Raw genomic sequence first — 22,510 nt, 5'->3', positions numbered from 1 at the left:
GGGGGCGGGCCCCGGGGTTTTTTCTGGGCTTTTCTGGGGGGGGCGTGTGGCGTAAAACATAACTACCGCGCGGGGGTCGCCTAACCCCGCGTGGTTATCCGGCCACCCCGGCGGCACGTTTCTGCTGAAGTCCAGGAAGGGATTCAGACCTCTTCGTGGGCCACGGCGCGGCGCGCGTCCGCGTCCAGGACGCCCCAGCTGATGAGCTGTTCCGTGAGGACCGAGGGGGACTGGTCGTAGATGACGGCGAGGGTGCGCAGGTCGTCCTGGCGGATGGAGAGCACCTTGCCGTTGTAGTCGCCGCGCTGGGACTGGATCGTCGCCGCGTAGCGCTGCAGGGGGCCGGCCTTCTCGGCCGGGACGTGCGCCAGGCGCTCCAGGTCGAGCACGAGCTTGGGCGGGGGCTCGGCCGCGCCGCCCGGGGCGGTGCCCGGGAGTAGCTCCTGGACCGGGACGCCGTAGAAGTCCGCCAGCTCGGCGAGGCGCTGTACGGTCACGGCACGGTCGCCGCGCTCGTACGACCCGACGACAACCGCCTTCCAGCGTCCCTGGGACTTCTCCTCGACGCCGTGGAGGGAAAGGCCCTGCTGGGTACGGATGGCGCGGAGCTTGGCCCCGAGCTGTTTGGCGTATTCGCTGGACATATAGCTCCCCGGACGCAGACTGGTAACTCACTGTGAGGTTACGCAGCGTTACTTGTCTGCGTCAAGCCGAACGGTCTATACCGCTCCTTTGGTGGGGGCCGGCGTGAGCATCGTTGTCGGGCCTGGTACCGTGGTTGGCGCAATTTCGACGTCCTTTAAGGTCCGTCCCGTGAGGCGGAGAAGGAGGTCCTTTTCCATGGACACGCATGACTCGCACGACCCCGATGTCGCACGGCCCGTTCTCGAGGGTCCGGACATCGCGCGGGTACTGACCCGCATCGCCCACGAGATTGTCGAGCGCGCCAAGGGCGCCGACGACGTGGTGCTCCTCGGCATTCCGACCCGCGGCGTCTTCCTCGCCCGGCGCCTCGCCGACAAGCTCGAAGAGATCACCGGCGGCAAGATCCCGGTCGGCTCCCTCGACATCACGATGTACCGCGACGACCTGCGCATGCACCCTCCGCGCGCCCTCGCCCGCACCGAGATCCCCGGTGACGGCATCGACGGCCGGCTCGTCGTCCTCGTCGACGACGTGCTGTTCTCCGGCCGCACCATCCGCGCCGCCCTCGACGCCCTGAACGACATCGGCCGCCCGCGCGCGGTTCAGCTCGCCGTTCTCGTCGACCGCGGCCACCGTGAACTGCCCATCCGCGCCGACTACGTGGGCAAGAACCTGCCCACGTCGCTGCGCGAGACGGTCAAGGTCCAGCTTGCCGAGGAGGACGGTCGCGACACCGTGCTGCTCGGGGTCAAGCCCGCCGCCGCGTCCCCCGGCGAGCAGTAGCAAGCCGCACCCCGTCGTCGCGTACGCCGCCGTGCACCTCGCGTGCGCACACGTGTGCCGACCTGCGCCTCACCGGGGCGATCCCCCGGGCCCCTGATGTCCTGAACTGCCTTACGGAGCCTTCCAGATGATGCGACACCTCATCTCGGCCGCCGACCTCACCCGTGACGACGCCGTCCTGATCCTCGACACCGCCGAGGAGATGGCCCGCGTCGCCGACCGGCCGATCAAGAAGCTGCCCGCGCTGCGTGGCCGCACGGTCTGCAACCTCTTCTTCGAGGACTCGACCCGGACCCGGATCTCCTTCGAGGCCGCCGAGAAGCGCCTCTCCGCCGATGTCATCAACTTCGCGGCCAAGGGATCCAGCGTCTCCAAGGGCGAGTCCCTCAAGGACACCGCCCAGACCCTGGAGGCGATGGGCGTCGACGCCGTCGTCATCCGGCACAGCGCCTCCGGCGCCCCCTACCGGCTCGCCACCTCCGGCTGGATCGACGCCCCGGTGATCAACGCCGGTGACGGCACCCACCAGCACCCCACCCAGGCGCTGCTCGACGCCTTCACCATGCGGCGGCGCCTGATCGGGCCCGACGCCGGGCTCGGCCAGGACCTGGACGGCAAGCGCATCACGCTCGTCGGAGACGTCCTGCACAGCCGCGTCGCCCGCTCCAACGTCGACCTGCTGCACACCCTCGGCGCCGAGGTCACCCTCGTCGCACCGCCCACGCTGGTGCCGGTCGGCGTGGAGACCTGGCCCTGCGAGGTCAGCTACGACCTGGACGGCGTGCTGCCGAAGTCCGACGCCGTGATGATGCTGCGCGTCCAGCGCGAGCGCATGAACGCCGCCTTCTTCCCGACCGAGCGCGAGTACTCGCGCCGCTACGGGCTCGACGGCGACCGGATGGCGAAGATGCCCGAGCACGCCATCGTGATGCACCCCGGCCCCATGGTCCGCGGCATGGAGATCACCGCCGAGGTCGCCGACTCCGACCGCTGCACGGTCGTCGAGCAGGTCGCCAACGGGGTGTCCATCCGCATGGCCGTCCTCTATCTGCTGCTGGGCGGCAATGAGCCCGCCGTCACCCACTCTCGTACCGAGGAGAAGTAAGAAACATGAGCAAGATCCTGATCCGTGGTGCGAAGGTGCTCGGCGGCGAGCCGCAGGACGTCCTGATCGACGGCGAGTTCATCGAGGCCGTGGGCAGTGGGCTCAGCGCCGAGGGTGCCGAGGTCGTCGAGGCCGGCGGGAAGGTGCTGCTGCCGGGGCTCGTGGACCTTCACACCCACCTGCGCGAGCCCGGGCGTGAGGACTCCGAGACCGTCCTGACCGGTACCCGGGCGGCCGCGAGCGGCGGCTTCACGGCCGTGTTCGCCATGGCCAACACCTTCCCGGTCGCCGACACGGCGGGCGTCGTCGAGCAGGTCTACCGGCTCGGCAAGGAGTCCGGCTACTGCGACGTGCAGCCCATCGGCGCCGTGACGGTGGGGCTGGAAGGCAAGAAGCTCGCCGAGCTCGGTGCCATGCACGAGTCCGCCGCTGGTGTCACCGTCTTCTCCGACGACGGCAAGTGTGTCGACGACGCCGTGATCATGCGCCGCGCCCTGGAGTACGTGAAGGCGTTCGGCGGGGTCGTCGCCCAGCACGCGCAGGAGCCGCGGCTCACCGAGGGCGCCCAGATGAACGAGGGCGTCGTCTCCGCGGAGCTCGGGCTCGGCGGCTGGCCCGCGGTGGCCGAAGAATCGATCATCGCCCGGGATGTCCTGCTCGCCGAGCACGTCGGCTCGCGCGTGCACATCTGCCACCTGTCGACCGCCGGGTCCGTCGAGATCGTGCGCTGGGCCAAGTCCCGCGGCATCGACGTCACCGCCGAGGTCACCCCGCACCACCTCCTTCTGACGGACGAGATGGCTCGCACGTACAACCCCGTCTACAAGGTCAACCCGCCGCTGCGCACCGAGCGCGACGTCATGGCCCTGCGCGAGGCCCTCGCCGACGGCACCATCGACATCGTCGCCACCGACCACGCCCCGCACCCGCACGAGGACAAGGACTGCGAGTGGGCCGCGGCCGCCATGGGCATGGTCGGCCTGGAGACCGCCCTGTCCGTCGTCCAGCAGACGATGGTCGAGACCGGCCTGCTGACCTGGGCCGCCGTCGCGGACCGGATGTCGGCCAAGCCCGCGCAGATCGGCGGGGCCAAGGGCCACGGCCGTCCCGTCTCGGCAGGTGAGCCCGCCAACCTCGTTCTCGTCGATGCGGATTACCGTGGAAGCGTGGACCCCACGGGCTTCGCCTCCCGCAGCCGCAACACCCCCTACGAGGGCCGTGAGCTGCCGGGCCGCGTCACCCACACCTTCCTGCGGGGCCGCGCCACGCTCGTCGACGGGAAGCTCGCGTGACAGCTCTTTCGCCCCTGCTGGACCTGGCCGCCGACAAGAAGTCGGCGGACGTCACGGACTGGGCCGCCCGCGCGGCCTGGGTCGTCGGCCTGCTGCTCTTCATCGCGCTCGTCTACTGGCTGATGCGCGAGGGCTGGAAGTGGCGCGGCACGCTCCAGAGCGACCTGCCCGAGCTCCCTGCGGTGCCGGATGACCCCGGCCCGGCGAAACTGGAGCTGAGCGGCCGCTACCACGGCTCCACCACCGCCGGGCAGTGGCTCGACCGCATCGTCGCGCACGGCCTGGGCACCCGCAGCCGCGTCGAGCTGACCCTCACGGACGCGGGACTGGCCGTCGTACGGCCGGGAGCCACCGACTTCTTCGTCCCGGCCGCGCAGCTGCGCGAGGCCCGGCTCGACAAGGGCATCGCGGGCAAGGTCCTCACCGAGGGCGGCCTGCTGATCGTCACCTGGGAGCACGGCGACAAGCTGATCGACTCGGGCTTCCGCTCGGACCACGCCGCCGAGCAGACGGAGTGGGCCGAGGCCATCAACAACATGATCAACACGAACTCGCACACGACGGAAGGCACCGCACGATGACCACCTCCACAAGGGGAGCCAGCAAGACTCCCGCCGTACTCGTCCTGGAGGACGGCCGCATCTTCCGCGGTCGCGCCTACGGGGCCGTGGGGGAGACCTTCGGCGAAGCGGTGTTCTCCACGGGCATGACCGGCTACCAGGAGACCCTCACCGACCCCTCGTACCACAAGCAGGTCGTCGTCATGACGGCCCCGCACGTGGGCAACACCGGGGTCAACGACGAGGACCCCGAGTCGAAGCGCATCTGGGTCTCCGGCTACGTGGTGCGCGACCCCGCGCGCGTGCCCTCCAACTGGCGCTCGCAGCGCTCCCTGGACGACGAGCTCACCGAGCAGGGCGTCGTCGGCATCAGCGGCATCGACACCCGCGCCCTCACCCGCCACCTGCGCGAGCGCGGCGCCATGCGCGTCGGCATCTTCTCCGGCGCGGCCGTCGCCGAGGACGCGGCGCTGCTGACCCGCGTCAAGGAAGCCCCCGAGATGCAGGGCTCCAGCCTCTACGGGGAGGTCGCCACCAAGGAGGCGTACGTCGTCCCGGCGATCGGCCCCGACGGCGGAGCCGTCCCGATCGGCGCTGCGAAGTTCACCGTCGCCGCGGTCGACCTGGGCATCAAGGGCATGACCCCGCACCGCATGGCCGAGCGCGGCATCGAGGTGCATGTCCTGCCCGCCACCGCGACCGCCGAGGACGTGTACGCGGTCAACCCGGACGGCGTGTTCTTCTCCAACGGCCCCGGCGACCCCGCGGCCGCCGACGGCCCGGTCGCCGTGATGCGCACCGTCCTGGAGCGCGGCACCCCGCTGTTCGGCATCTGCTTCGGCAACCAGATCCTGGGCCGGGCGCTCGGCTTCGGCACGTACAAGCTCAAGTACGGCCACCGCGGCATCAACCAGCCCGTTCAGGACCGCACCACCGGCAAGGTCGAGGTCACTGCGCACAACCACGGCTTCGCCGTCGACGCGCCCCTCGACCAGGTCTCCGAGACCCCCTTCGGGCGTGCCGAGGTCTCGCACGTCTGCCTGAACGACCGCGTCGTCGAGGGGCTGCGGCTGCTCGACCGGCCCGCGTTCAGCGTCCAGTACCACCCCGAGGCGGCCGCGGGCCCGCACGACGCCGCGTACCTCTTCGACCGCTTCGTTTCTCTCATGGCAGCACAAGGAGCCCAGCGTGCCTAAGCGCACCGATATCCAGTCCGTCCTGGTCATCGGCTCCGGCCCGATCGTCATCGGCCAGGCCGCCGAGTTCGACTACTCCGGCACCCAGGCGTGCCGGGTCCTGAAGTCCGAGGGCCTGCGGGTCATCCTCGTGAACTCCAACCCGGCGACGATCATGACCGACCCGGAGATCGCCGACGCCACGTACGTCGAGCCGATCACCCCCGAGTTCGTCGAGAAGATCATCGCGAAGGAGCGCCCCGACGCGCTGCTCCCGACCCTCGGCGGCCAGACCGCGCTCAACACCGCGATCTCCATGCACGAGCAGGGCGTCCTCGCCAAGTACGACGTGGAGCTCATCGGCGCCAACGTCGAGGCGATCAACAAGGGCGAGGACCGCGACCTCTTCAAGGGCGTCGTCGAAGAGGTCAACAAGAAGATCGGGCACGGCGAGTCCGCCCGCTCGTACATCTGCCACTCCATGGACGACGTCCTCAAGGGCGTCGACGAGCTCGGCGGCTACCCGGTCGTGGTCCGCCCCTCCTTCACCATGGGCGGCGCCGGCTCCGGCTTCGCGCACGACGAGGAGGAGCTGCGCCGCATCGCCGGGCAGGGCCTCACGCTCTCGCCGACCACCGAGGTGCTCCTGGAGGAGTCCATCCTCGGCTGGAAGGAGTACGAGCTGGAGCTGATGCGCGACAAGAACGACAACGTCGTGGTCGTCTGCTCCATCGAGAACTTCGACCCGATGGGCGTGCACACCGGCGACTCGATCACCGTCGCGCCCGCGATGACGCTCACCGACCGTGAGTACCAGATCCTCCGGGACGTCGGCATCGCGATCATCCGCGAGGTCGGCGTGGACACCGGCGGCTGCAACATCCAGTTCGCGGTGAACCCCGAGGACGGTCGCGTGATCGTCATCGAGATGAACCCGCGGGTGTCGCGCTCGTCCGCGCTCGCCTCCAAGGCCACCGGCTTCCCGATCGCCAAGATCGCCGCCAAGCTGGCCGTCGGCTACACGCTCGACGAGATCCCGAACGACATCACCGAGAAGACCCCGGCCTCCTTCGAGCCGACCCTCGACTACGTGGTCGTGAAGGCCCCGCGCTTCGCCTTCGAGAAGTTCCCGAGCGCCGATTCGACCCTCACCACCACCATGAAGTCGGTGGGCGAGGCCATGGCCATCGGCCGCAACTTCACCGAGGCGCTGCAGAAGGCGCTGCGCTCCCTGGAGAAGAAGGGCTCGCAGTTCACGTTCGTGGGCGAGCCCGGCGACAAGGCAGAGCTCCTCGCCGACGCCGTGCGGCCGACCGACGGGCGCATCAACTCCGTCATGCAGGCCATCCGCGCGGGCGCGACCGCGGAGGAAGTCTTCGACGCCACGAAGATCGACCCGTGGTTCGTCGACCAGCTCTTCCTCATCAAGGAGATCGCGGACGAGCTCGCGGGCGTCGAGCGCCTCGACGCCGACCTGCTCGCCGAGGCCAAGCGGCACGGCTTCTCCGACGCCCAGATCGCCGAGATCCGCGGCCTGCGCGAGGACGTCGTGCGCGAGGTCCGGCACGCCCTCGGGGTGCGCCCGGTCTACAAGACGGTCGACACCTGCGCCGCCGAGTTCGCCGCGAAGACGCCGTACTTCTACTCCTCGTACGACGAGGAGACCGAGGTCGCGCAGCGCGAGAAGCCCGCGGTGATCATCCTGGGCTCGGGCCCCAACCGCATCGGCCAGGGCATCGAGTTCGACTACTCCTGCGTCCACGCCTCCTTCGCGCTGAGCGACGCGGGCTACGAGACCGTGATGGTCAACTGCAACCCGGAGACGGTCTCCACGGACTACGACACCTCCGACCGCCTCTACTTCGAGCCGCTGACGCTCGAGGACGTCCTGGAGATCGTCCACGCGGAGTCCCTCGCGGGCCCGCTGGCCGGTGTCGTCGTGCAGCTCGGCGGGCAGACCCCGCTGGGCCTGTCGCAGGCGCTCAAGGACAACGGCGTGCCGGTCGTGGGCACCTCGCCCGAGGCCATCCACGCCGCCGAGGACCGCGGCGCCTTCGGCCGCGTGCTCGCGGAGGCCGGTCTGCCGGCGCCCAAGCACGGCACCGCGACGACGTTCGCCGAGGCGAAGGCGATCGCCGACGAGATCGGCTACCCGGTCCTCGTCCGCCCGTCGTACGTGCTCGGCGGCCGCGGCATGGAGATCGTCTACGACGAGACCCGCCTGTCCGCGTACATCGAGGAGTCGACCGAGATCAGCCCCTCGCGGCCGGTCCTCGTCGACCGCTTCCTCGACGACGCGATCGAGATCGACGTGGACGCGCTCTACGACGGCCAGGAGCTCTACCTCGGCGGCGTCATGGAGCACATCGAGGAGGCCGGCATCCACTCCGGCGACTCGGCGTGCGCGCTGCCCCCGATCACCCTCGGCGGCTTCGACATCAAGCGGCTGCGTGCCTCGACCGAGGGCATCGCCAAGGGTGTTGGGGTCCGCGGGCTCATCAACATCCAGTTCGCGATGGCCGGGGACATCCTGTACGTCCTGGAGGCCAACCCGCGCGCCTCGCGCACCGTCCCCTTCACCTCGAAGGCGACCGCGGTGCCGCTCGCCAAGGCCGCCGCGCGCATCTCGCTCGGCGCCACCATCGCCGAGCTGCGCGCCGAGGGCCTGCTGCCCAAGGAGGGCGACGGCGGCACGCTGCCCATGGACGCGCCGATCTCCGTCAAGGAGGCCGTCATGCCGTGGTCGCGCTTCCGCGACATCCACGGCCGCGGCGTCGACACCGTGCTCGGCCCGGAGATGCGCTCCACCGGTGAAGTCATGGGCATCGACTCGGTGTTCGGCACGGCGTACGCCAAGTCGCAGGCGGGCGCCTACGGTCCGCTGCCGACCAAGGGCCGCGCCTTCATCTCGGTCGCCAACCGCGACAAGCGCTCGATGATCTTCCCGGCGCGCGAACTGGTCGCGCACGGCTTCGAGTTGCTCGCCACGTCCGGCACCGCCGAGGTCCTCAAGCGCAACGGCATCAACGCCACGATCGTGCGCAAGCAGTCCGAGGGCGAGGGCCCGAACGGCGAGAAGACCATCGTCCAGCTGATCCACAGCGGCGAGGTCGACCTCATCGTCAACACCCCGTACGGCACCGGCGGCCGCCTCGACGGCTACGAGATCCGCACGGCGGCCGTGGCCCGCTCGGTGCCGTGCCTGACGACGGTGCAGGCGCTCGCCGCCGCCGTCCAGGGCATCGACGCGCTCAACCACGGTGACGTGGGCGTCCGTTCACTCCAGGAACACGCCGAACACCTGACCGCGGCCCGCGACTAGCAGCCCACTGAGGGGGACACCGGAGACGGTGTCCCCCTTCTGGTGAGGACACCCGAGGACACGTCACATGTACAAACTCTTCTTCAACCTCGTCTTCAAGCGGATGGACCCGGAGCGGGCCCACTACATGGCCTTCCGCTGGATCCGGCTCGCGGCCCGCATCCCCGTCCTGCGCACCTTCGTGGCCGCCGCCCTCGCGCCCCGCCACAAGGAGCTGCGCACCGAGGCGTTCGGCCTGCGCATGCACGGCCCGTTCGGGCTCGCGGCCGGGTTCGACAAGAACGCCGTGGCGATCGACGGGATGTCGATGCTCGGCTTCGACCACATCGAGATCGGCACCGTCACGGGGGAGCCGCAGCCCGGCAACCCCAAGAAGCGGCTCTTCCGCCTGGTCCCCGACCGGGCCCTGATCAACCGCATGGGCTTCAACAACGAGGGCTCGGCGGCGGTGGCTGAGCGGCTCGCGGCCCGAAAGGCTGCCCTCGGTAATAAGCACAGCCGTACGACAGTTGGCGTCAACATCGGCAAGACGAAGGTCGTGCCCGAGGCCGAGGCCGCCGCCGACTACGTGAAGTCGACCGAGCGGCTCGCCCGCCACGCCGACTACCTCGTGGTGAACGTCTCCTCGCCGAACACGCCCGGTCTGCGCAACCTCCAGGCCACCGAGTCGCTGCGGCCGCTCCTGACCGCAGTACGGGAAGCCGCCGACCGCAGCGTCCAGGACCGTCGCGTCCCGCTGCTCGTCAAGATCGCCCCCGACCTCGCGGACGAGGACATCGACGCCGTGGCGGACCTCGCCGTCGAGCTCGGCCTGGACGGGATCATCGCCACGAACACCACCATCGCGCGCGAGGGCCTCGGTTTGAAGTCCGAACCCACCCTCTACGGAGAGACCGGCGGGCTGTCCGGCGCCCCCCTCAAGGAGCGCTCCCTGGAGGTCCTGCGGCGCCTCTACGCGCGCGTGGGCGACCGCATCACCCTCGTGGGCGTCGGCGGCATCGAGAACGCCGAGGACGCCTGGCAGCGGATCCTCGCGGGCGCCACCCTCGTGCAGGGCTACAGCGCCTTCATCTACGAAGGCCCCTTCTGGGGACGCGCCATCCACAAGGGCCTCGCCGCGCGCCTTCGGACGAGCCCGTACACCACCCTCGCCGAGGCCGTCGGCGCCGACGTCAAGGAGACCGCATGAGTGCGCTCGAACCCTTCGGTACGCGACTGCGCCACGCCATGGACGAGCGCGGCCCCCTCTGTGTCGGCGTCGACCCACACGCCGCGCTGCTGTCCGCGTGGGGCCTGCAGGACGACATCCAGGGCCTGGAGACCTTCACGCGCACGGTGGTCGAGGCCCTCGCGGAGTCGGTCGCCGTCTTCAAGCCGCAGAGCGCCTTCTTCGAGCGCTTCGGCTCGCGCGGAATCGCCGTACTGGAGAAGGCGGTCGAGGACCTGCGCGCGGCCGGCGCGCTCGTCGTCATGGACGCCAAGCGCGGCGACATCGGCTCCACGATGGCCGCGTACGCGGAGACCTTCCTGCGCAAGGACTCCCCGCTGTTCAGCGACGCCCTGACCGTCTCGCCCTACCTCGGCTACGGCTCCCTGAAGCCCGCCGTGGACCTCGCGCGCGAGAGCGGCGCCGGGCTCTTCGTGCTCGCCCTCACCTCCAACCCGGAGGGCGCGGAGGTGCAGCGGGCCGTCCGGACCGAGGACCCGGCCGGCCGCACCGTCGGCGCGACGATGCTGGCCCACCTCGCCGAGGAGAACGCGGGCGCGGCACCGATGGGCTCCTTCGGAGCCGTCGTCGGCGCCACGCTCGGAGACCTGTCCTCCTTCGACCTGGACATCAACGGGCCGCTGCTCGCCCCCGGCATCGGTGCCCAGGGCGCGACCGCCGCCGACCTGCCCCGCGTCTTCGGCGCGGCCGTCGGCAACGTCGTGCCCAACGTCAGCCGCGGTGTGCTGCGGCACGGGCCGGACGCGGCGGGGCTGCGGGACGCGGCCGCCCGGTTCGCGGACGAGGTGCGGGAGGCCGTCGCGGCGGCGTGAGCCGTCGCCGTCTTCACCGAGCCCGGGCCCTGGGTGGGCCCGGGCTCGGGCCTTTTGCGGGAGAGCTCCGGGCCTTGGGCCCTGACCAGGGGCGATGCCGGGCCGGGACGATGGTGGGGTGCGCTCGTCATCCACTCCCACGCAAGTGACCGCAGAGATCCTGGGCCTCGACGACGTCGGCGCCTACCACCGGCTCGTCCTGCGGGCCGGGGACGCCGCCGCCCACGTCCGCCCCGGGCACTTCGCGGCCCTCGCGATCGGCGGGCGCGACTCCTCGACGCTGCTGCGCCGCGCGTTCTCCATCCACCGCGCCGACCCCGCCGCCGGGACCGTCGAGCTGGTCTTCGCCGAGCGCGGCCGCGGCACGAGAGCCCTCGCCCGGCACCGTGCCGGGGACACCGTCGACCTGATCGCGCCGCTCGGGACGCCGTTCCCGCTCCCGGAGGATCCGGAGGAACCCGTCAACGCCGTGCTGGTGGGCGGGGGTTACGGCAGCGCGCCGCTCTTCGGGCTCGCCGAGCGGATCCTGGAGCGCGGCGGCCGGGTCGCCTTCGCCCTCGGCGCCGCGAGCGCGGACCGCCTCTTCGGAGTGGACCTGGCCCGCGAACTCACGCCCCACGTAAGGGTGTTGACCGACGACGGCAGCCACGGCGAGCGCGGCCGCGTCACCGAGCCGCTGCCCGCCCTGATCCGGGAGATCGACGCCGACACGGTGCACGCCTGCGGCCCGATGCCGATGCTCCGCACGGTCGCCGAGCTGGCCACCGCGCACGGGGCCCGCGCGTACACCGCGGTCGAGGAGGCGATGGCCTGCGGGATCGGCGTGTGCATGAGCTGCGTCCTGCCCGTGGCCTGCGCCGACGGCACCACCCGCTTCCTGCGCTCCTGCACCTCGGGCCCGGTCTTCGACGGCGCGACGGTGCGCTGGGACGACGTGGGTACCCTCCCGCCCGACCTGGAGGGGGCGGCGGCGATGACCCCGCGCGGCGGCGCCATGACCTCCCGTACGACGGAAGGAGCCGCCCGATGAAGGCCGGGAAGACCCGGAAGGTCGACATGTCGGCACCACTGGGCGCGCAGGTCACGCTCCCCAACCCGGTCGGCACCGCCTCCGGCTGCGCGGGCTACGGCCGCGAGCTCGACCGCTTCGTCCCGCTCGACGCCCTCGGCACGATCACCACCAAGACGGTCATGCCGTACCCGCGCTCCGGCCGCCCGACGCCGCGCATGGCCGAGACGCCCAGCGGCATGCTCAACTCCATCGGGCTCCAGGGGGCGGGCGTCGAGCACTTCGCCGAGCAGGAGCTGCCCTGGCTCGCCGAGCGCGGCGCCCGGGTCCTGGTCTCGGTGGCGGGGGAGAGCGCCGAGGAGTTCGCGGCGGCGGCCGCGCGCCTGAAGGGCCTGCCCGGCGTCGTCGGCATCGAGGCCAACATCTCCTGCCCGAACGTCGCCAACCGCGGCCTCGTCTTCGCCTGCGACCCCACGTCCTCGTACGAGGTCGTACGGGCCGTGCGCACCGCCGCCGACCCGGCCGTCCCCGTCTACGCCAAACTCAGCCCCGACGTCACCTCGATCACCGACATCGCGGCCGCCTGCACCGAGGCGGGCGCCGACGGCCTCTCGATGATCAACACGGTCCTCGGCATGGCCATCGACACCGAGACGCTGCGCCCGGCCCTCGCGGGCACCACCGGCGGCCTCTCCGGACCGGCGATCAGACCCGTCGCGGTCCGCTGCGTGTACCAGGTGTACGCGGCCATGCGCGCAGGGTCAGTGCGCGCGGTGCCGATCCTCGGGATGGGCGGCGTCAGATCCGGACTCGACGCCCTGGAGCTCGTCCTCGCGGGCGCTTCAGGAGTGGCCGTCGGGACCGCGATCTTCAACGATCCCACCGCGCCTCTCCGCGTGCTCAGAGAGCTCGAATCGGCCCTAGAAGCACGCGGATTCACCTCCGTGTGCGACGCCGTGGGCCTCGCGCACGGTCCGCGCTGAGTCCTCACCAGGCCAAATCCTGTGCGAAATGCCCGATATGTACGGCTCGACAGAGGCTGACCAGGACTTTTCGTCTGTTCTCGCTGACTCCAGCGGCCATGGCCGCTAGTCTCCGACGAGAGCCAACGGGCAAGCGCGTTGCACGTTGCTCACCAGGTGTGGGGCGACTAGGTTCCTCACCGGTCCGTATCCGACAGTTCGACATCCGAGGTGACGTAGGCGTGGCTCTTCCGCCCCTTACCCCTGAACAGCGCGCAGCCGCGCTCGAAAAGGCCGCCGCGGCTCGCCGGGAGCGGGCCGAGGTCAAGAATCGACTCAAGCACTCCGGCGCCTCCCTTCACGAGGTCATCAAGCAGGGCCAGGAGAACGATGTCATCGGCAAGATGAAGGTCTCCGCGCTCCTTGAGTCCCTGCCGGGCGTGGGCAAGGTCCGCGCCAAGCAGATCATGGAGCGGCTCGGCATCTCCGAGAGTCGCCGCGTGCGCGGTCTCGGCTCCAACCAGATCGCGTCCCTTGAGCGCGAGTTCGGCGGCAACGCCGCCTGACGTTCTCGGGCACTCCTGAGAACCTGGATAATCGCTGCATGAGTGAACGTCCGCGGCTGACCGTGCTCTCCGGCCCCTCCGGGGTCGGCAAGAGCACGGTCGTCGCCCATATGCGCAAGGAACACCCCGAGGTCTGGCTCTCGGTCTCCGCGACGACCCGCAGGCCGCGCCCCGGCGAGAAGCACGGTGTCCAGTACTTCTTCGTCTCCGACGACGAGATGGACAAGCTGATCGCCAACGGCGAGCTCCTGGAGTGGGCCGAGTTCGCGGGCAACCGCTACGGCACGCCCCGCAAGGCGGTCATGGAGCGCCTGGAGGCGGGTGAGCCCGTCCTCCTGGAGATCGACCTCCAGGGTGCCCGTCTGGTGCGCGAGTCGATGCCGGAGGCGCAGCTGGTCTTCCTCGCCCCGCCGAGCTGGGACGAGCTGGTGCGCCGGCTCACCGGCCGCGGGACCGAGGCGCCCGAGGTCATCGAGCGCAGGCTCGACGCGGCCAAGGTCGAGCTCGCGGCCGAGCCGGAGTTCGATACGACCCTGGTCAATACCTCCGTCGAGGATGTGGCGCGTGAGCTGCTAGCCTTGATGAAAGTTCTTTGATCTTTACCCCAGTCGGGACGCCGGTCCCGGCCCCCATCGGAAGGCAGAGAGTGTCCTCTTCCATCACCGCGCCCGAGGGCATCATCAACCCGCCGATTGATGAGCTGCTCGAGGCCACCGACTCGAAGTACAGCCTCGTGATCTACGCCGCCAAGCGCGCGCGCCAGATCAACGCGTACTACTCGCAGCTCGGTGAGGGCCTGCTCGAGTACGTCGGCCCGCTGGTGGACACCCACGTCCACGAGAAGCCGCTCTCGATCGCGCTCCGCGAGATCAACGCGGGTCTGCTGACGTCCGAGGCCATCGAGGGCCCGGCGCAGTAACGCTCGTTGCATCGGTAATTTCACGTCACCACAGGCCCGGCAGCGCGACTGCCGGGCCTGTGGTGTGTCATGGAGTCGTACGTTTCCGAGTCAGGGGAGAGCCGGTGTCGAAGCCGAAGGTCGTTCTGGGGGTCAGTGGCGGCATCGCCGCGTACAAGGCGTGTGAGCTGCTGCGCCGGCTGACCGAGTCCGGCCACGACGTACGCGTCGTCCCCACGGACTCGGCGCTGCACTTCGTCGGCGCCGCCACCTGGTCGGCGCTCTCCGGCCACCCGGTCTCCACGGAGGTCTGGTCGGACGTCCACGAGGTCCCGCACGTCCGCATCGGCCAGGGTGCGGACCTGGTCATCGTGGCCCCCGCCACCGCCGACATGCTCGCCAAGGCCGCCCACGGCCTCGCCGACGACCTCCTCACCAACACCCTCCTCACCGCCCGCTGTCCGGTCGTCTTCGCCCCGGCCATGCACACGGAGATGTGGGAGCACCCGGCCACGCAGGAGAACGTGGCGACGCTGCGCCGCCGCGGCGCCCTCGTCGTCGAGCCCGCCGTCGGCCGCCTCACCGGCGTCGACACCGGCAAGGGGCGCTTCCCGGAGCCCGCGGAGCTCTTCGAGGTCGTACGCCGCGTGCTCGCGCGCGGGGACCTCGCCCAGGACCTCGCGGGGCGGCACGTCGTCGTCAGCGCCGGCGGCACCCGCGAGCCCCTCGACCCGGTCCGCTTCCTGGGCAACCGCTCCTCCGGCAAGCAGGGCTACGCCCTGGCCCGCAGCGCGGCGGCCCGCGGCGCCCGCGTCACGCTGGTCGCGGCCAACGCCTCGCTGCCGGACCCGGCGGGCGTCGACGTCGTGCCCGTGGGGACCGCCGTACAGCTCCGCGAGGCGGTCCTGAAGGCCGCGGTCGACGCGGACGCGGTGGTCATGGCCGCCGCGGTCGCCGACTTCCGCCCGGAGACCTACGCGAGCGGCAAGATCAAGAAGCAGGACGGCAAGGAGCCCGACCCCATCGTGCTCGTCCGGAATCCGGACATCCTCGCGGAGATCTCGGGCGGGCGCCCGCGCACGGGCCAGGTCGTCGTGGGCTTCGCCGCCGAGACCGACGACGTGCTCGCCAACGGCCGTGCCAAGCTCGCCCGCAAGGGCTGTGACCTGCTCGTGGTCAACGAGGTCGGCGAGCGCAAGACCTTCGGCTCCGAGGAGAACGAGGCCGTGGTGCTCGGCGCCGACGGCAGCGAGACCCCGGTTCCGTACGGTCCCAAGGAAGCCCTGGCGGACACCGTCTGGGACCTGGTGGCCGAGCGGCTGCCGCAGTAGGTGAGCCCCGTGCGGGGCTGAATGTCACGTTCGCCCCAGTGGGCGGCTCAAATCCGGCATTTTCGGGCGGGCTGCCCTCTGGTGGAGACGGATAGTCGTACCGCACAATGCAGTGCCGCAGGTCACAGCGCTCCCATGTGGCGAGACGCGTGTCCACGCGGCCGAGCACGACCGATAAACTGGTCTCGGACCACGCCGGGCGCAGCTCCCGGGTGGTTCGCCAATGATCAGCCAGCAGCCGCTGCAACCACAGGGAGCGTTGTGTCCCGTCGCCTGTTCACCTCGGAGTCCGTGACCGAGGGTCACCCCGACAAGATCGCTGACCAGATCAGCGACACCATTCTCGACGCGCTTCTGCGAGAGGACCCGACGTCCCGGGTCGCCGTGGAGACGCTCATCACCACCGGCCTCGTGCACGTCGCCGGTGAGGTCACGACCAAGGCGTACGCGCCGATCGCGCAGCTGGTGCGCGAGAAGATCCTCGAGATCGGCTACGACTCGTCGAAGAAGGGCTTCGACGGCGCTTCGTGTGGCGTCTCCGTCTCCATCGGCTCGCAGTCCCCGGACATCGCGCAGGGCGTCGACACGGCGTATGAGAAGCGCGTCGAGGGCGACGAGGACGAGCTCGACAAGCAGGGCGCGGGCGACCAGGGCCTGATGTTCGGCTACGCCTGCGACGAGACCCCGGAGCTCATGCCGCTCCCGATCCACCTCGCGCACCGCCTCTCGCGCCGCCTCTCCGAGGTCCGCAAGAACGGGACGATCCCCTACCTCCGCCCCGACGGCAAGACCCAGGTCACCATCGAATACGACGGCGACAAGGCGGTCCGCCTGGACACGGTCGTCGTCTCCTCGCAGCACGCCTCGGACATCGACCTGGACTCGCTCCTCGCCCCCGACATCCGGGAGTTCGTGGTCGAGCCCGAGCTGAAGGCGCTCCTCGACGACGGCATCAAGCTGGAGACCGAGGGCTACCGCCTCCTGGTCAACCCGACCGGCCGCTTCGAGATCGGCGGCCCGATGGGCGACGCGGGCCTGACCGGCCGCAAGATCATCATCGACACGTACGGCGGCTACGCCCGCCACGGCGGCGGCGCCTTCTCCGGCAAGGACCCGTCCAAGGTCGACCGCTCGGCCGCGTACGCGATGCGCTGGGTCGCCAAGAACGTCGTCGCGGCCGGCCTCGCCGCCCGCTGCGAGGTCCAGGTCGCGTACGCGATCGGCAAGGCCGAGCCGGTCGGTCTCTTCGTGGAGACCTTCGGCACGGCGACGGTGGACACGGACAAGATCGAGGCCGCGATCACCGAGGTCTTCGACCTCCGTCCGGCCGCGATCATCCGCGACCTCGACCTGCTGCGCCCGATCTACTCCCAGACGGCCGCCTACGGCCACTTCGGGCGAGCGCTGCCCGAATTCACGTGGGAGAAGACGGACCGGGTGGATGCGCTGCGGAAGGCGGCGGGGCTGTAAGGTCCGCCCGACTCGGTTCTCGGAAGGCCCGGTTCTCCCTGAGGGGGGCCGGGCCTTCGAGCTTGAGTGGTCAAGCTGGGAACTCCGTGGGCTGGTCGCCGGGCTCGTCAGGGCCGAAGCGCCGCCGGATTTCCTCGGCGATGTCTGTCTTGCCGTGGGCCTGGGCGATGTTGATGAGACGTTCCGCGAAGAGGTCGAGTTCGGGATCGTCAGGCGAGAAGCCGAACCATTCGAGGAATGCATCGAGCGCGGAACTTGCCGGAGGGCCGGATTCCTTGGTGAAGGCGTCGTCAAAATTGAGCCGAGATTCGTCGGGGGAGAAGGGTTGCTCGGCCTCGAGCCGATCGGCCGCAGCGGTGGCGAACGGCGGCGGTGGCACCAGATGTTCGAAGGGTGGCGAGACGTCCTCGTTGTTCGCCGCGGCGGACAGGCGGGCGAGCAGTCCGATGCGGTCCACCGCCCCCTCTACCTCTTCGTCGTTACGGGACAGCCACCAGACCACGGCGCTGCCGGTGTCCCGGAGCACGTCGTCGCCGAGGTAGGCACGCTTGTTTCGCTCGTAGTTGCGCTCGTGCTCCCACACCTCCTCGTCCTTACGGACATTCGAAAGCTTGAGGAGACGCTCCCGGTCATGCTCCGGAAGACCCAGTGAGACGTCCCGCGCCATCGCCATGACGCGGCCTGTCGCGTCCATGCGCATGGTGCCGAGCGCTCCGTCGAGCTGGTGCTGGACGAACGCGGCACGGGTGGGTTCCTGCTCGGCCGCCACGGTCCTCGCGCGTTGCAGAACGGCGTCCACGGCAAGCCCGGCCGGGTTGACCTCCGGGGCGTCTTCCGGGGCTTCGAGCAGGGTCCACATGACGGTCGCTGAGAAGGAGAAGTCGTAGTCCGGGACCGCACTTGGCAGGGCCACGTACGCCACGCGCTGCTCCGGTCGTTCTACGAAGAACGTAAGGTCCGGAGCGGCCTCTGGACCAGAGGGCAAGGCACTCGGTCCCGGAGCGAGGACGCGGTGGGTGACAGCCGCGATGACCAGTAGCAGCGCCCCGCTGGCCGGCCAGGCCCAGGCAGGCCAGCTCGCACTCAGTCCGAGGATGATGAAGATCAGTCCGAGGATGACAGTGACGAAGAGCGTCATCGTCTTGTGGCCGGAACTCATGCGATGTACCCCCGTTAGCGAGGTCAACTGGCAGCTGGGAATGTGGTGACGCCCTGGCGCGTGTCGATGGCACGGAGCAGCAGTGATACGACGTTCGCGTGCTCGCCTCGTGACTCGGCTCCCGTGCGTTGCCAATGACGGGCGATGCGGAACAGGCGTCCTGACACGCGGCTGTCGGAACCACAGGCCGAGGCAAGCACGTCGAGCACGGATCCTCGATGGTCGGTGTCGGCGAGACAGGCGTTGAACCAGCTGACGGCATGCCGGCCCCACTGCTCCTCTGGGTGCTGCAGAGCTGCCGTCCAGCCAACGACCAAACACGCGCGCGTACTTGAGGAGCGGATGAGGCGAATCGGGTCGGCGAACACCAGGAACAGGACGGCGTCTTTGGCCGCCCACTGTCCCTGGCTCACACCCGTGCTCAAACGGTCCAGCAGGAGCTGGTAGAGCCGGTTGTCGGAACGAGCCAGCTGCAGGAGCGCGTCCCGTGCGGTGGCGCCCACGCGGCCACTGGCCCTGCGAGCCAGATGATGCAGTCGGACAAGAGCCTGGTCGGGGTGGGTGCGGGCCATCGCTTCTGAGCAGACGAGTACGAGGACGTGCTGGAGGGCGTTCGCCGTGTCCGACGTGGTTGACCAGTCGTAGATCTGCTGACGGAAGTACCGGCCGTGCTGGTCATCGGCGAGTCCGAGGGCGAGGGCCTGCGCCGCGTCGGGAACGAGGTGCGCTGATGCACTGCCTCGTGTCCATTCGTCCACCAGCCATCTCAGGTCTTCCGGCCGGTTGCTGCGCAGGACCTGTTCGGCGAAGCGGGTGACGGCTCCTTCGCGCTCGCTCTGACCGAGGCCCGAGTCGCCCATGCATGTCTTGAACCAGTCGCGCAGCTGTCGGCGGATGTCCGGGAGATACGTCCAGAAGTGATTGCGGACCGCGGTGTCATAGCCCGGTACCTGAAAGCGAATGTGTCCGTGCTGCTGTGTTTCTGCACCGATTGCGGTGAACTCCGCATGGAGATCGGTGCGGTCGAGTCGCGGGGTTTCGTCCTGAGGATGACTCAGGGCTCTGAGGAGCTCATTGGTGGCGTTGAGTACCGTGCCGGGCGCACATCCGTGAAACATCGCGAGCGACAGCAGGAGTGCCCTGCGGCGGCCGTCCTCAGCGGCAGCAATGTCCGCCGCGACACGGGTGGCTTGGTCATGGACCTCGGCCAGCGAATCGGCGAGCCAATGGGCGAAGCCGTGCTCGGCTCCGGCCGCGTCCCGCCGTCGTCGGATCCGGTCGGCGAGGGCGGCCACCTGGCGCACCGGCGCGTGAGTGAGGTAGCCGGTGAGTTCGCTGTCCGACAGTTCAGCGGGTGTGGGGGCGATGTCGTCGCACCGTAGGTGGCGGACGAAGACCTGCCGCGGCGATGGACGGCCGATTTCGACCGTCAGGTGCCTGAGTTCGTCGCGGAGTAGATAGCCGAGACGGTGCGGCAACACGATCACGAGGTGGGCGTCCCGTTGCAGGAGCCGGTCGCGGAAGTCGAAGAGGCGTTCCTGGGTGCTGAGGTAGCGGGACTCGTCGCTCTCGGAGAGATCCAGGAGCAAGCGATCGCCCTGATTGATCTCCTGGGCATCCAGCGGCGAGGCCGAGTCGTCGTCGGCCGTGTCGGGCAGTTCGTGCAGGCTCCCCCGGGCTCCGGGCAGCGTATGCAGCAGCATCAGGGCCGTTGCTCGGCGACCATTGCCGGGCAGGCCCCCGACCAGGACGGTACGCGTCCGCGCCAGCACCCTACGTGCCTGTTCCATCCGAGGCGGATCGATGAACCGCTGGTAGAGGCGGTTGCGATCCTCCTCGGAGATGGTGAGCGTGCGCCGTTCCGTCTGGTCCCTGACGCGGGATCTCGCCGCTGCCAGATGGATGTTGATCTGAGGCCCTTCCCCGGTGTTGACCGATCCATGGGCCTCGTTCACGACGGTGTGGAAGAACTCGGTCACCGGTGGTCGTCCTCCTGTGCCGGGGATGGCCGCGAGCCGAACTGATGGCGCACTCCACCCCGGTTCTCGCCCGTGACGTAGGTAGTACCGTCCCTATTGACGTGCCGGTTGTCGATCACGTCGCCCTTACCGGAGTGCAGCGGGCCGTGGGCGTCGTTCACAAATGTCCCCACGGAACCGGCGACCTGGCCGATGCCGCCGCTCTGTCGGTCGTTGTGGGCGGTCACGTCCTTGTACTCCGCGTCGGTGTGATCGCTGTCGGCATCGGATGGCTGCGCCTTGTCCAGGTCGCTCAGACCAGGGACCTGACGGATGAGGCGGTCGCCCAGTTTGGTGAGGTCTTCTTCCCAGCTGCGCATGTCCAGGCGTGCGTACTGGCAAGCGGCCAAACTGCGAATGGACGGGGGCAGGCGATGAGGGATGAGCTGCTCCACATGCCGGCCCAGGAAGATCGGAACGACCAGGACCCCGGCGCTGAATGCCTCCTCGATCTCCCTGCGTACCCAGTCCGTTGGGTCGTTGAGGGCTCGCCTGCCCGGACGCCGTCGATCAGGGGCATCGAGCCATCCTTCGTGGACGAGCGCGAGAAGCACGCGGCTGCGCCGGACTGCTTGACACAGAACGTCGTCGAAGTGGCGGCCCGGGTCGATGGACTTCCCGGCGAGGAAGACGCTGTCGTCTCCGAACCTGGCCGCCAGCCCCTGGTGGCATAGGTAGGCAGTTTCCTTGCCGCCCTTGGTGCGGTAGTTGAGGAAGATCTCGTGCATGAGTCGGTCCTCTCTAAGACGTGGTGGCGTAGGCGAGCGCGTCTGCCAGGTCAGGCATGAGCGAGCGCACTGAGGGGTGTTGACGGTTCCGGCCGAGGGCATGAGCGAGCCGGCGGAGATCAGTGGCCACCGTGGCTGACCGCGTGAGCCGGATCGACCCGAAGACCTGCGCGGCGATCTCGCAGGCATGGTCGACATCGCCGGCGGCGGCATGGGCGAGGGCGCGCCTGACTCCGTAGCGGGCCCGGGTCCGGAAGGCATGCTCGGGAATACGGGCTGTCTCCTTGTCGAGCAGAGCTGCCGCCGCACGGGGCCGCCCGAGGTCGAACAGGCACCAGCCCGTGAACATCGAAACCACGTCCGGGACGTGGGACGCGCCGAGCACCGGCTGACCAGGATCGGCCACATCCCGGGCGAGTAGTTCGCGGGCCTGATCCAGGCTGCGCATGCAGGTGTCGTAGTCACCGTCAACTGCGCTGCCCTGCGCCAGATGCTGCGCGGCCAGGCCCCGGATGCGGGCTGGGGCGTTGCTCTCCACCGCCCGCGCTGAGAGCTGCAGGGCCTGAGCGACATTTCCTCTGTAGAGGCTGATCAGAGAGTGCCGGACGTGGGCGTATGTGGAGAGGGCGGTGTCGCCGCCCGCCTCTGCGAACCGCACGGCCCGATCCGTCCACCACAGGGCCGCAACGTCATCGCCGCACTCTTGCGCCATCCATCCCGCGTACTCGGCATACCGCGAGGCGAGGAGCAGGAGCGAACGGCGGGTGCGTGGACCGGCACTCATGGCCAGTTGCTCCAGGGTGTGCGTCTGGGCGATGAGTGAAGGCAGGACGCCGGCTGGTCCGGATGCCTGACCAAGGCGGCGGAACTGGGCGAAGAGCAGTTGGGATGCGTCGACAAGCGTGGCCGCGCCCTCACCCGCCCCAGGGAGTGGAAGCGCGTCGCCCATGCCCATGGTGAGCACGGATGTGGCGCCTGCGGCGATGACGCTGCGACGCGTCATCGCTTGGAAGTGAGCGGAACCGTCCTTGCCTAAGTGCATCAACCACACCTCATCGTCCTGACCGGGGCCGAGCAGCGGAGATCGGGTCTGCCGAACGGGCACGAGCGCGGTGAGCGCGCCGTCCGCCTTCAGCACGGTGTCGCACAGCCGGGCCAGCTCGGATGTCGGTCTCTTGAGTCCGCGTTCCACCTTGCTGAGCTGGCTCTTGCTGTAGTGCACGCGCTGTCCGAGCTGTTCCAGAGACCACTGGGCGGCCATACGTCGCTTACGCAGCTCCCGCCCAAAGTCGTGCGATGACTCCAGCACTTCGACCTCCGTCGCTCTCGGGCCCTATGCCGGGAGCGACGCGATTCAGCGTGCGGTAGGCGGCTGGGCCGGACAAGGAAGGAAAGGCGTTTCCCGTTTCCTCTTGGGCAGGGAAGCCGAGGCGATCCAGACTGTCGA

The 22,510-nt window shown here is 69.7% G+C and carries 20 protein-coding genes; 15 read left to right on the top strand and 5 right to left on the bottom strand.

What is annotated here, in order from left to right:
- Positions 1–143: 143 nt before the first annotated feature.
- On the bottom strand, positions 144–644 hold the full coding sequence (bldD, locus tag ACFWYM_RS37515) for a transcriptional regulator BldD (RefSeq protein ID WP_055698930.1): 501 nt from the start codon (positions 642–644) through the stop codon (positions 144–146).
- Positions 645–840: 196 nt separating this feature from the next.
- On the opposite strand from bldD, the gene pyrR reads away from it, so the two are divergent.
- From pyrR to metK, 15 genes are all read left to right on the top strand, one after another.
- Positions 841–1,428 (top strand): bifunctional pyr operon transcriptional regulator/uracil phosphoribosyltransferase PyrR, encoded by a 588-nt coding sequence (gene pyrR, locus ACFWYM_RS37510; RefSeq protein ID WP_384847508.1) that lies wholly within the window; start codon positions 841–843, stop codon positions 1,426–1,428.
- A gap of 127 nt (positions 1,429–1,555) precedes the next feature.
- Positions 1,556–2,533 (top strand): aspartate carbamoyltransferase catalytic subunit, encoded by a 978-nt coding sequence (locus ACFWYM_RS37505; protein ID WP_384847505.1) that lies wholly within the window; start codon positions 1,556–1,558, stop codon positions 2,531–2,533.
- 5 nt (positions 2,534–2,538) lie between these two features.
- A complete protein-coding gene (locus ACFWYM_RS37500) occupies positions 2,539–3,825 on the top strand; it encodes a dihydroorotase (protein ID WP_384847502.1) in 1,287 nt (428 codons plus the stop codon).
- Positions 3,822–4,406, top strand: a complete 585-nt coding sequence (locus ACFWYM_RS37495) for a hypothetical protein (protein WP_384847499.1) — start codon at positions 3,822–3,824, stop codon at positions 4,404–4,406. The genes ACFWYM_RS37500 and ACFWYM_RS37495 overlap by 4 nt, the downstream gene beginning before the upstream one ends.
- Positions 4,403–5,581 (top strand): glutamine-hydrolyzing carbamoyl-phosphate synthase small subunit, encoded by a 1,179-nt coding sequence (carA, locus tag ACFWYM_RS37490; protein ID WP_384847496.1) that lies wholly within the window; start codon positions 4,403–4,405, stop codon positions 5,579–5,581. Before ACFWYM_RS37495 ends, carA begins: the two co-directional genes overlap by 4 nt.
- On the top strand, positions 5,574–8,882 hold the full coding sequence (gene carB / locus ACFWYM_RS37485) for a carbamoyl-phosphate synthase large subunit (RefSeq protein ID WP_384847493.1): 3,309 nt from the start codon (positions 5,574–5,576) through the stop codon (positions 8,880–8,882). The genes carA and carB overlap by 8 nt, the downstream gene beginning before the upstream one ends.
- Before the next feature lie 67 nt (positions 8,883–8,949).
- Entirely contained in the window at positions 8,950–10,071 is a 1,122-nt protein-coding gene (locus ACFWYM_RS37480) for a quinone-dependent dihydroorotate dehydrogenase (protein ID WP_384847490.1), read from the top strand.
- A complete protein-coding gene (gene pyrF, locus ACFWYM_RS37475) occupies positions 10,068–10,922 on the top strand; it encodes an orotidine-5'-phosphate decarboxylase (RefSeq protein ID WP_384847487.1) in 855 nt (284 codons plus the stop codon). Before ACFWYM_RS37480 ends, pyrF begins: the two co-directional genes overlap by 4 nt.
- Before the next feature lie 145 nt (positions 10,923–11,067).
- Positions 11,068–11,952: a dihydroorotate dehydrogenase electron transfer subunit gene (locus tag ACFWYM_RS37470; protein ID WP_384847484.1), complete on the top strand. Its 885-nt coding sequence runs from the start codon at positions 11,068–11,070 to the stop codon at positions 11,950–11,952.
- Positions 11,949–12,914, top strand: coding sequence for a dihydroorotate dehydrogenase (locus tag ACFWYM_RS37465; protein ID WP_384847481.1), 966 nt, complete (start codon positions 11,949–11,951; stop codon positions 12,912–12,914). Before ACFWYM_RS37470 ends, ACFWYM_RS37465 begins: the two co-directional genes overlap by 4 nt.
- Positions 12,915–13,135: 221 nt before the next feature.
- Positions 13,136–13,459: an integration host factor gene (locus tag ACFWYM_RS37460; protein WP_069814075.1), complete on the top strand. Its 324-nt coding sequence runs from the start codon at positions 13,136–13,138 to the stop codon at positions 13,457–13,459.
- Between the two features lie 38 nt (positions 13,460–13,497).
- Positions 13,498–14,055, top strand: a complete 558-nt coding sequence (gene gmk, locus ACFWYM_RS37455) for a guanylate kinase (protein ID WP_384847478.1) — start codon at positions 13,498–13,500, stop codon at positions 14,053–14,055.
- 50 nt (positions 14,056–14,105) lie between these two features.
- On the top strand, positions 14,106–14,378 hold the full coding sequence (rpoZ, locus tag ACFWYM_RS37450) for a DNA-directed RNA polymerase subunit omega (RefSeq protein WP_005319902.1): 273 nt from the start codon (positions 14,106–14,108) through the stop codon (positions 14,376–14,378).
- A 104-nt stretch (positions 14,379–14,482) separates the two neighbouring features.
- Complete coding sequence (gene coaBC / locus ACFWYM_RS37445; protein ID WP_384847475.1) at positions 14,483–15,688, top strand: bifunctional phosphopantothenoylcysteine decarboxylase/phosphopantothenate--cysteine ligase CoaBC; 1,206 nt, start codon at positions 14,483–14,485, stop codon at positions 15,686–15,688.
- A gap of 261 nt (positions 15,689–15,949) precedes the next feature.
- Positions 15,950–17,158, top strand: coding sequence for a methionine adenosyltransferase (metK, locus tag ACFWYM_RS37440; RefSeq protein WP_384847472.1), 1,209 nt, complete (start codon positions 15,950–15,952; stop codon positions 17,156–17,158).
- 70 nt (positions 17,159–17,228) lie between these two features.
- On the opposite strand, the gene ACFWYM_RS37435 is transcribed toward metK, so the two are convergent.
- The 4 genes from ACFWYM_RS37435 to ACFWYM_RS37420 are packed head-to-tail and all read right to left on the bottom strand — an operon-like array spanning position 17,229 to position 22,372.
- Positions 17,229–18,317, bottom strand: a complete 1,089-nt coding sequence (locus ACFWYM_RS37435) for a hypothetical protein (protein WP_384847469.1) — start codon at positions 18,315–18,317, stop codon at positions 17,229–17,231.
- 23 nt (positions 18,318–18,340) lie between these two features.
- Positions 18,341–20,296 carry an ABC transporter substrate-binding protein gene (locus ACFWYM_RS37430; RefSeq protein WP_384847466.1) on the bottom strand — a complete coding sequence of 652 codons (1,956 nt, stop codon included), beginning with the start codon at positions 20,294–20,296 and terminating at the stop codon, positions 18,341–18,343.
- On the bottom strand, positions 20,293–21,063 hold the full coding sequence (locus ACFWYM_RS37425) for a TIR domain-containing protein (RefSeq protein ID WP_384847463.1): 771 nt from the start codon (positions 21,061–21,063) through the stop codon (positions 20,293–20,295). The genes ACFWYM_RS37430 and ACFWYM_RS37425 overlap by 4 nt, the downstream gene beginning before the upstream one ends.
- Positions 21,064–21,076: 13 nt before the next feature.
- On the bottom strand, positions 21,077–22,372 hold the full coding sequence (locus ACFWYM_RS37420) for a multiprotein-bridging factor 1 family protein (RefSeq protein WP_384847460.1): 1,296 nt from the start codon (positions 22,370–22,372) through the stop codon (positions 21,077–21,079).
- Between the last annotated feature and the right edge of the window lie 138 nt (positions 22,373–22,510).

The sequence above is a fragment of the Streptomyces sp. NPDC059009 genome (assembly GCF_042740175.1).
GTDB lineage: Bacteria > Actinomycetota > Actinomycetes > Streptomycetales > Streptomycetaceae > Streptomyces.
Note: the sequence above shows the minus strand (reverse complement) of the source record. Positions and strands in the feature narration are given on the sequence as shown.

Coding starts and splice junctions, on each gene's coding strand:
- bldD (WP_055698930.1), bottom strand. CDS start 644: ATGTCCAGCGAATACGCCAAACAGCTCGGGGCCAAGCTCCGCGCCATC.
- pyrR (WP_384847508.1), top strand. CDS start 841: ATGGACACGCATGACTCGCACGACCCCGATGTCGCACGGCCCGTTCTC.
- ACFWYM_RS37505 (WP_384847505.1), top strand. CDS start 1,556: ATGATGCGACACCTCATCTCGGCCGCCGACCTCACCCGTGACGACGCC.
- ACFWYM_RS37500 (WP_384847502.1), top strand. CDS start 2,539: ATGAGCAAGATCCTGATCCGTGGTGCGAAGGTGCTCGGCGGCGAGCCG.
- carA (WP_384847496.1), top strand. CDS start 4,403: ATGACCACCTCCACAAGGGGAGCCAGCAAGACTCCCGCCGTACTCGTC.
- ACFWYM_RS37480 (WP_384847490.1), top strand. CDS start 8,950: ATGTACAAACTCTTCTTCAACCTCGTCTTCAAGCGGATGGACCCGGAG.
- pyrF (WP_384847487.1), top strand. CDS start 10,068: ATGAGTGCGCTCGAACCCTTCGGTACGCGACTGCGCCACGCCATGGAC.
- ACFWYM_RS37465 (WP_384847481.1), top strand. CDS start 11,949: ATGAAGGCCGGGAAGACCCGGAAGGTCGACATGTCGGCACCACTGGGC.
- gmk (WP_384847478.1), top strand. CDS start 13,498: ATGAGTGAACGTCCGCGGCTGACCGTGCTCTCCGGCCCCTCCGGGGTC.
- ACFWYM_RS37435 (WP_384847469.1), bottom strand. CDS start 18,317: ATGAGTTCCGGCCACAAGACGATGACGCTCTTCGTCACTGTCATCCTC.
- ACFWYM_RS37425 (WP_384847463.1), bottom strand. CDS start 21,063: ATGCACGAGATCTTCCTCAACTACCGCACCAAGGGCGGCAAGGAAACT.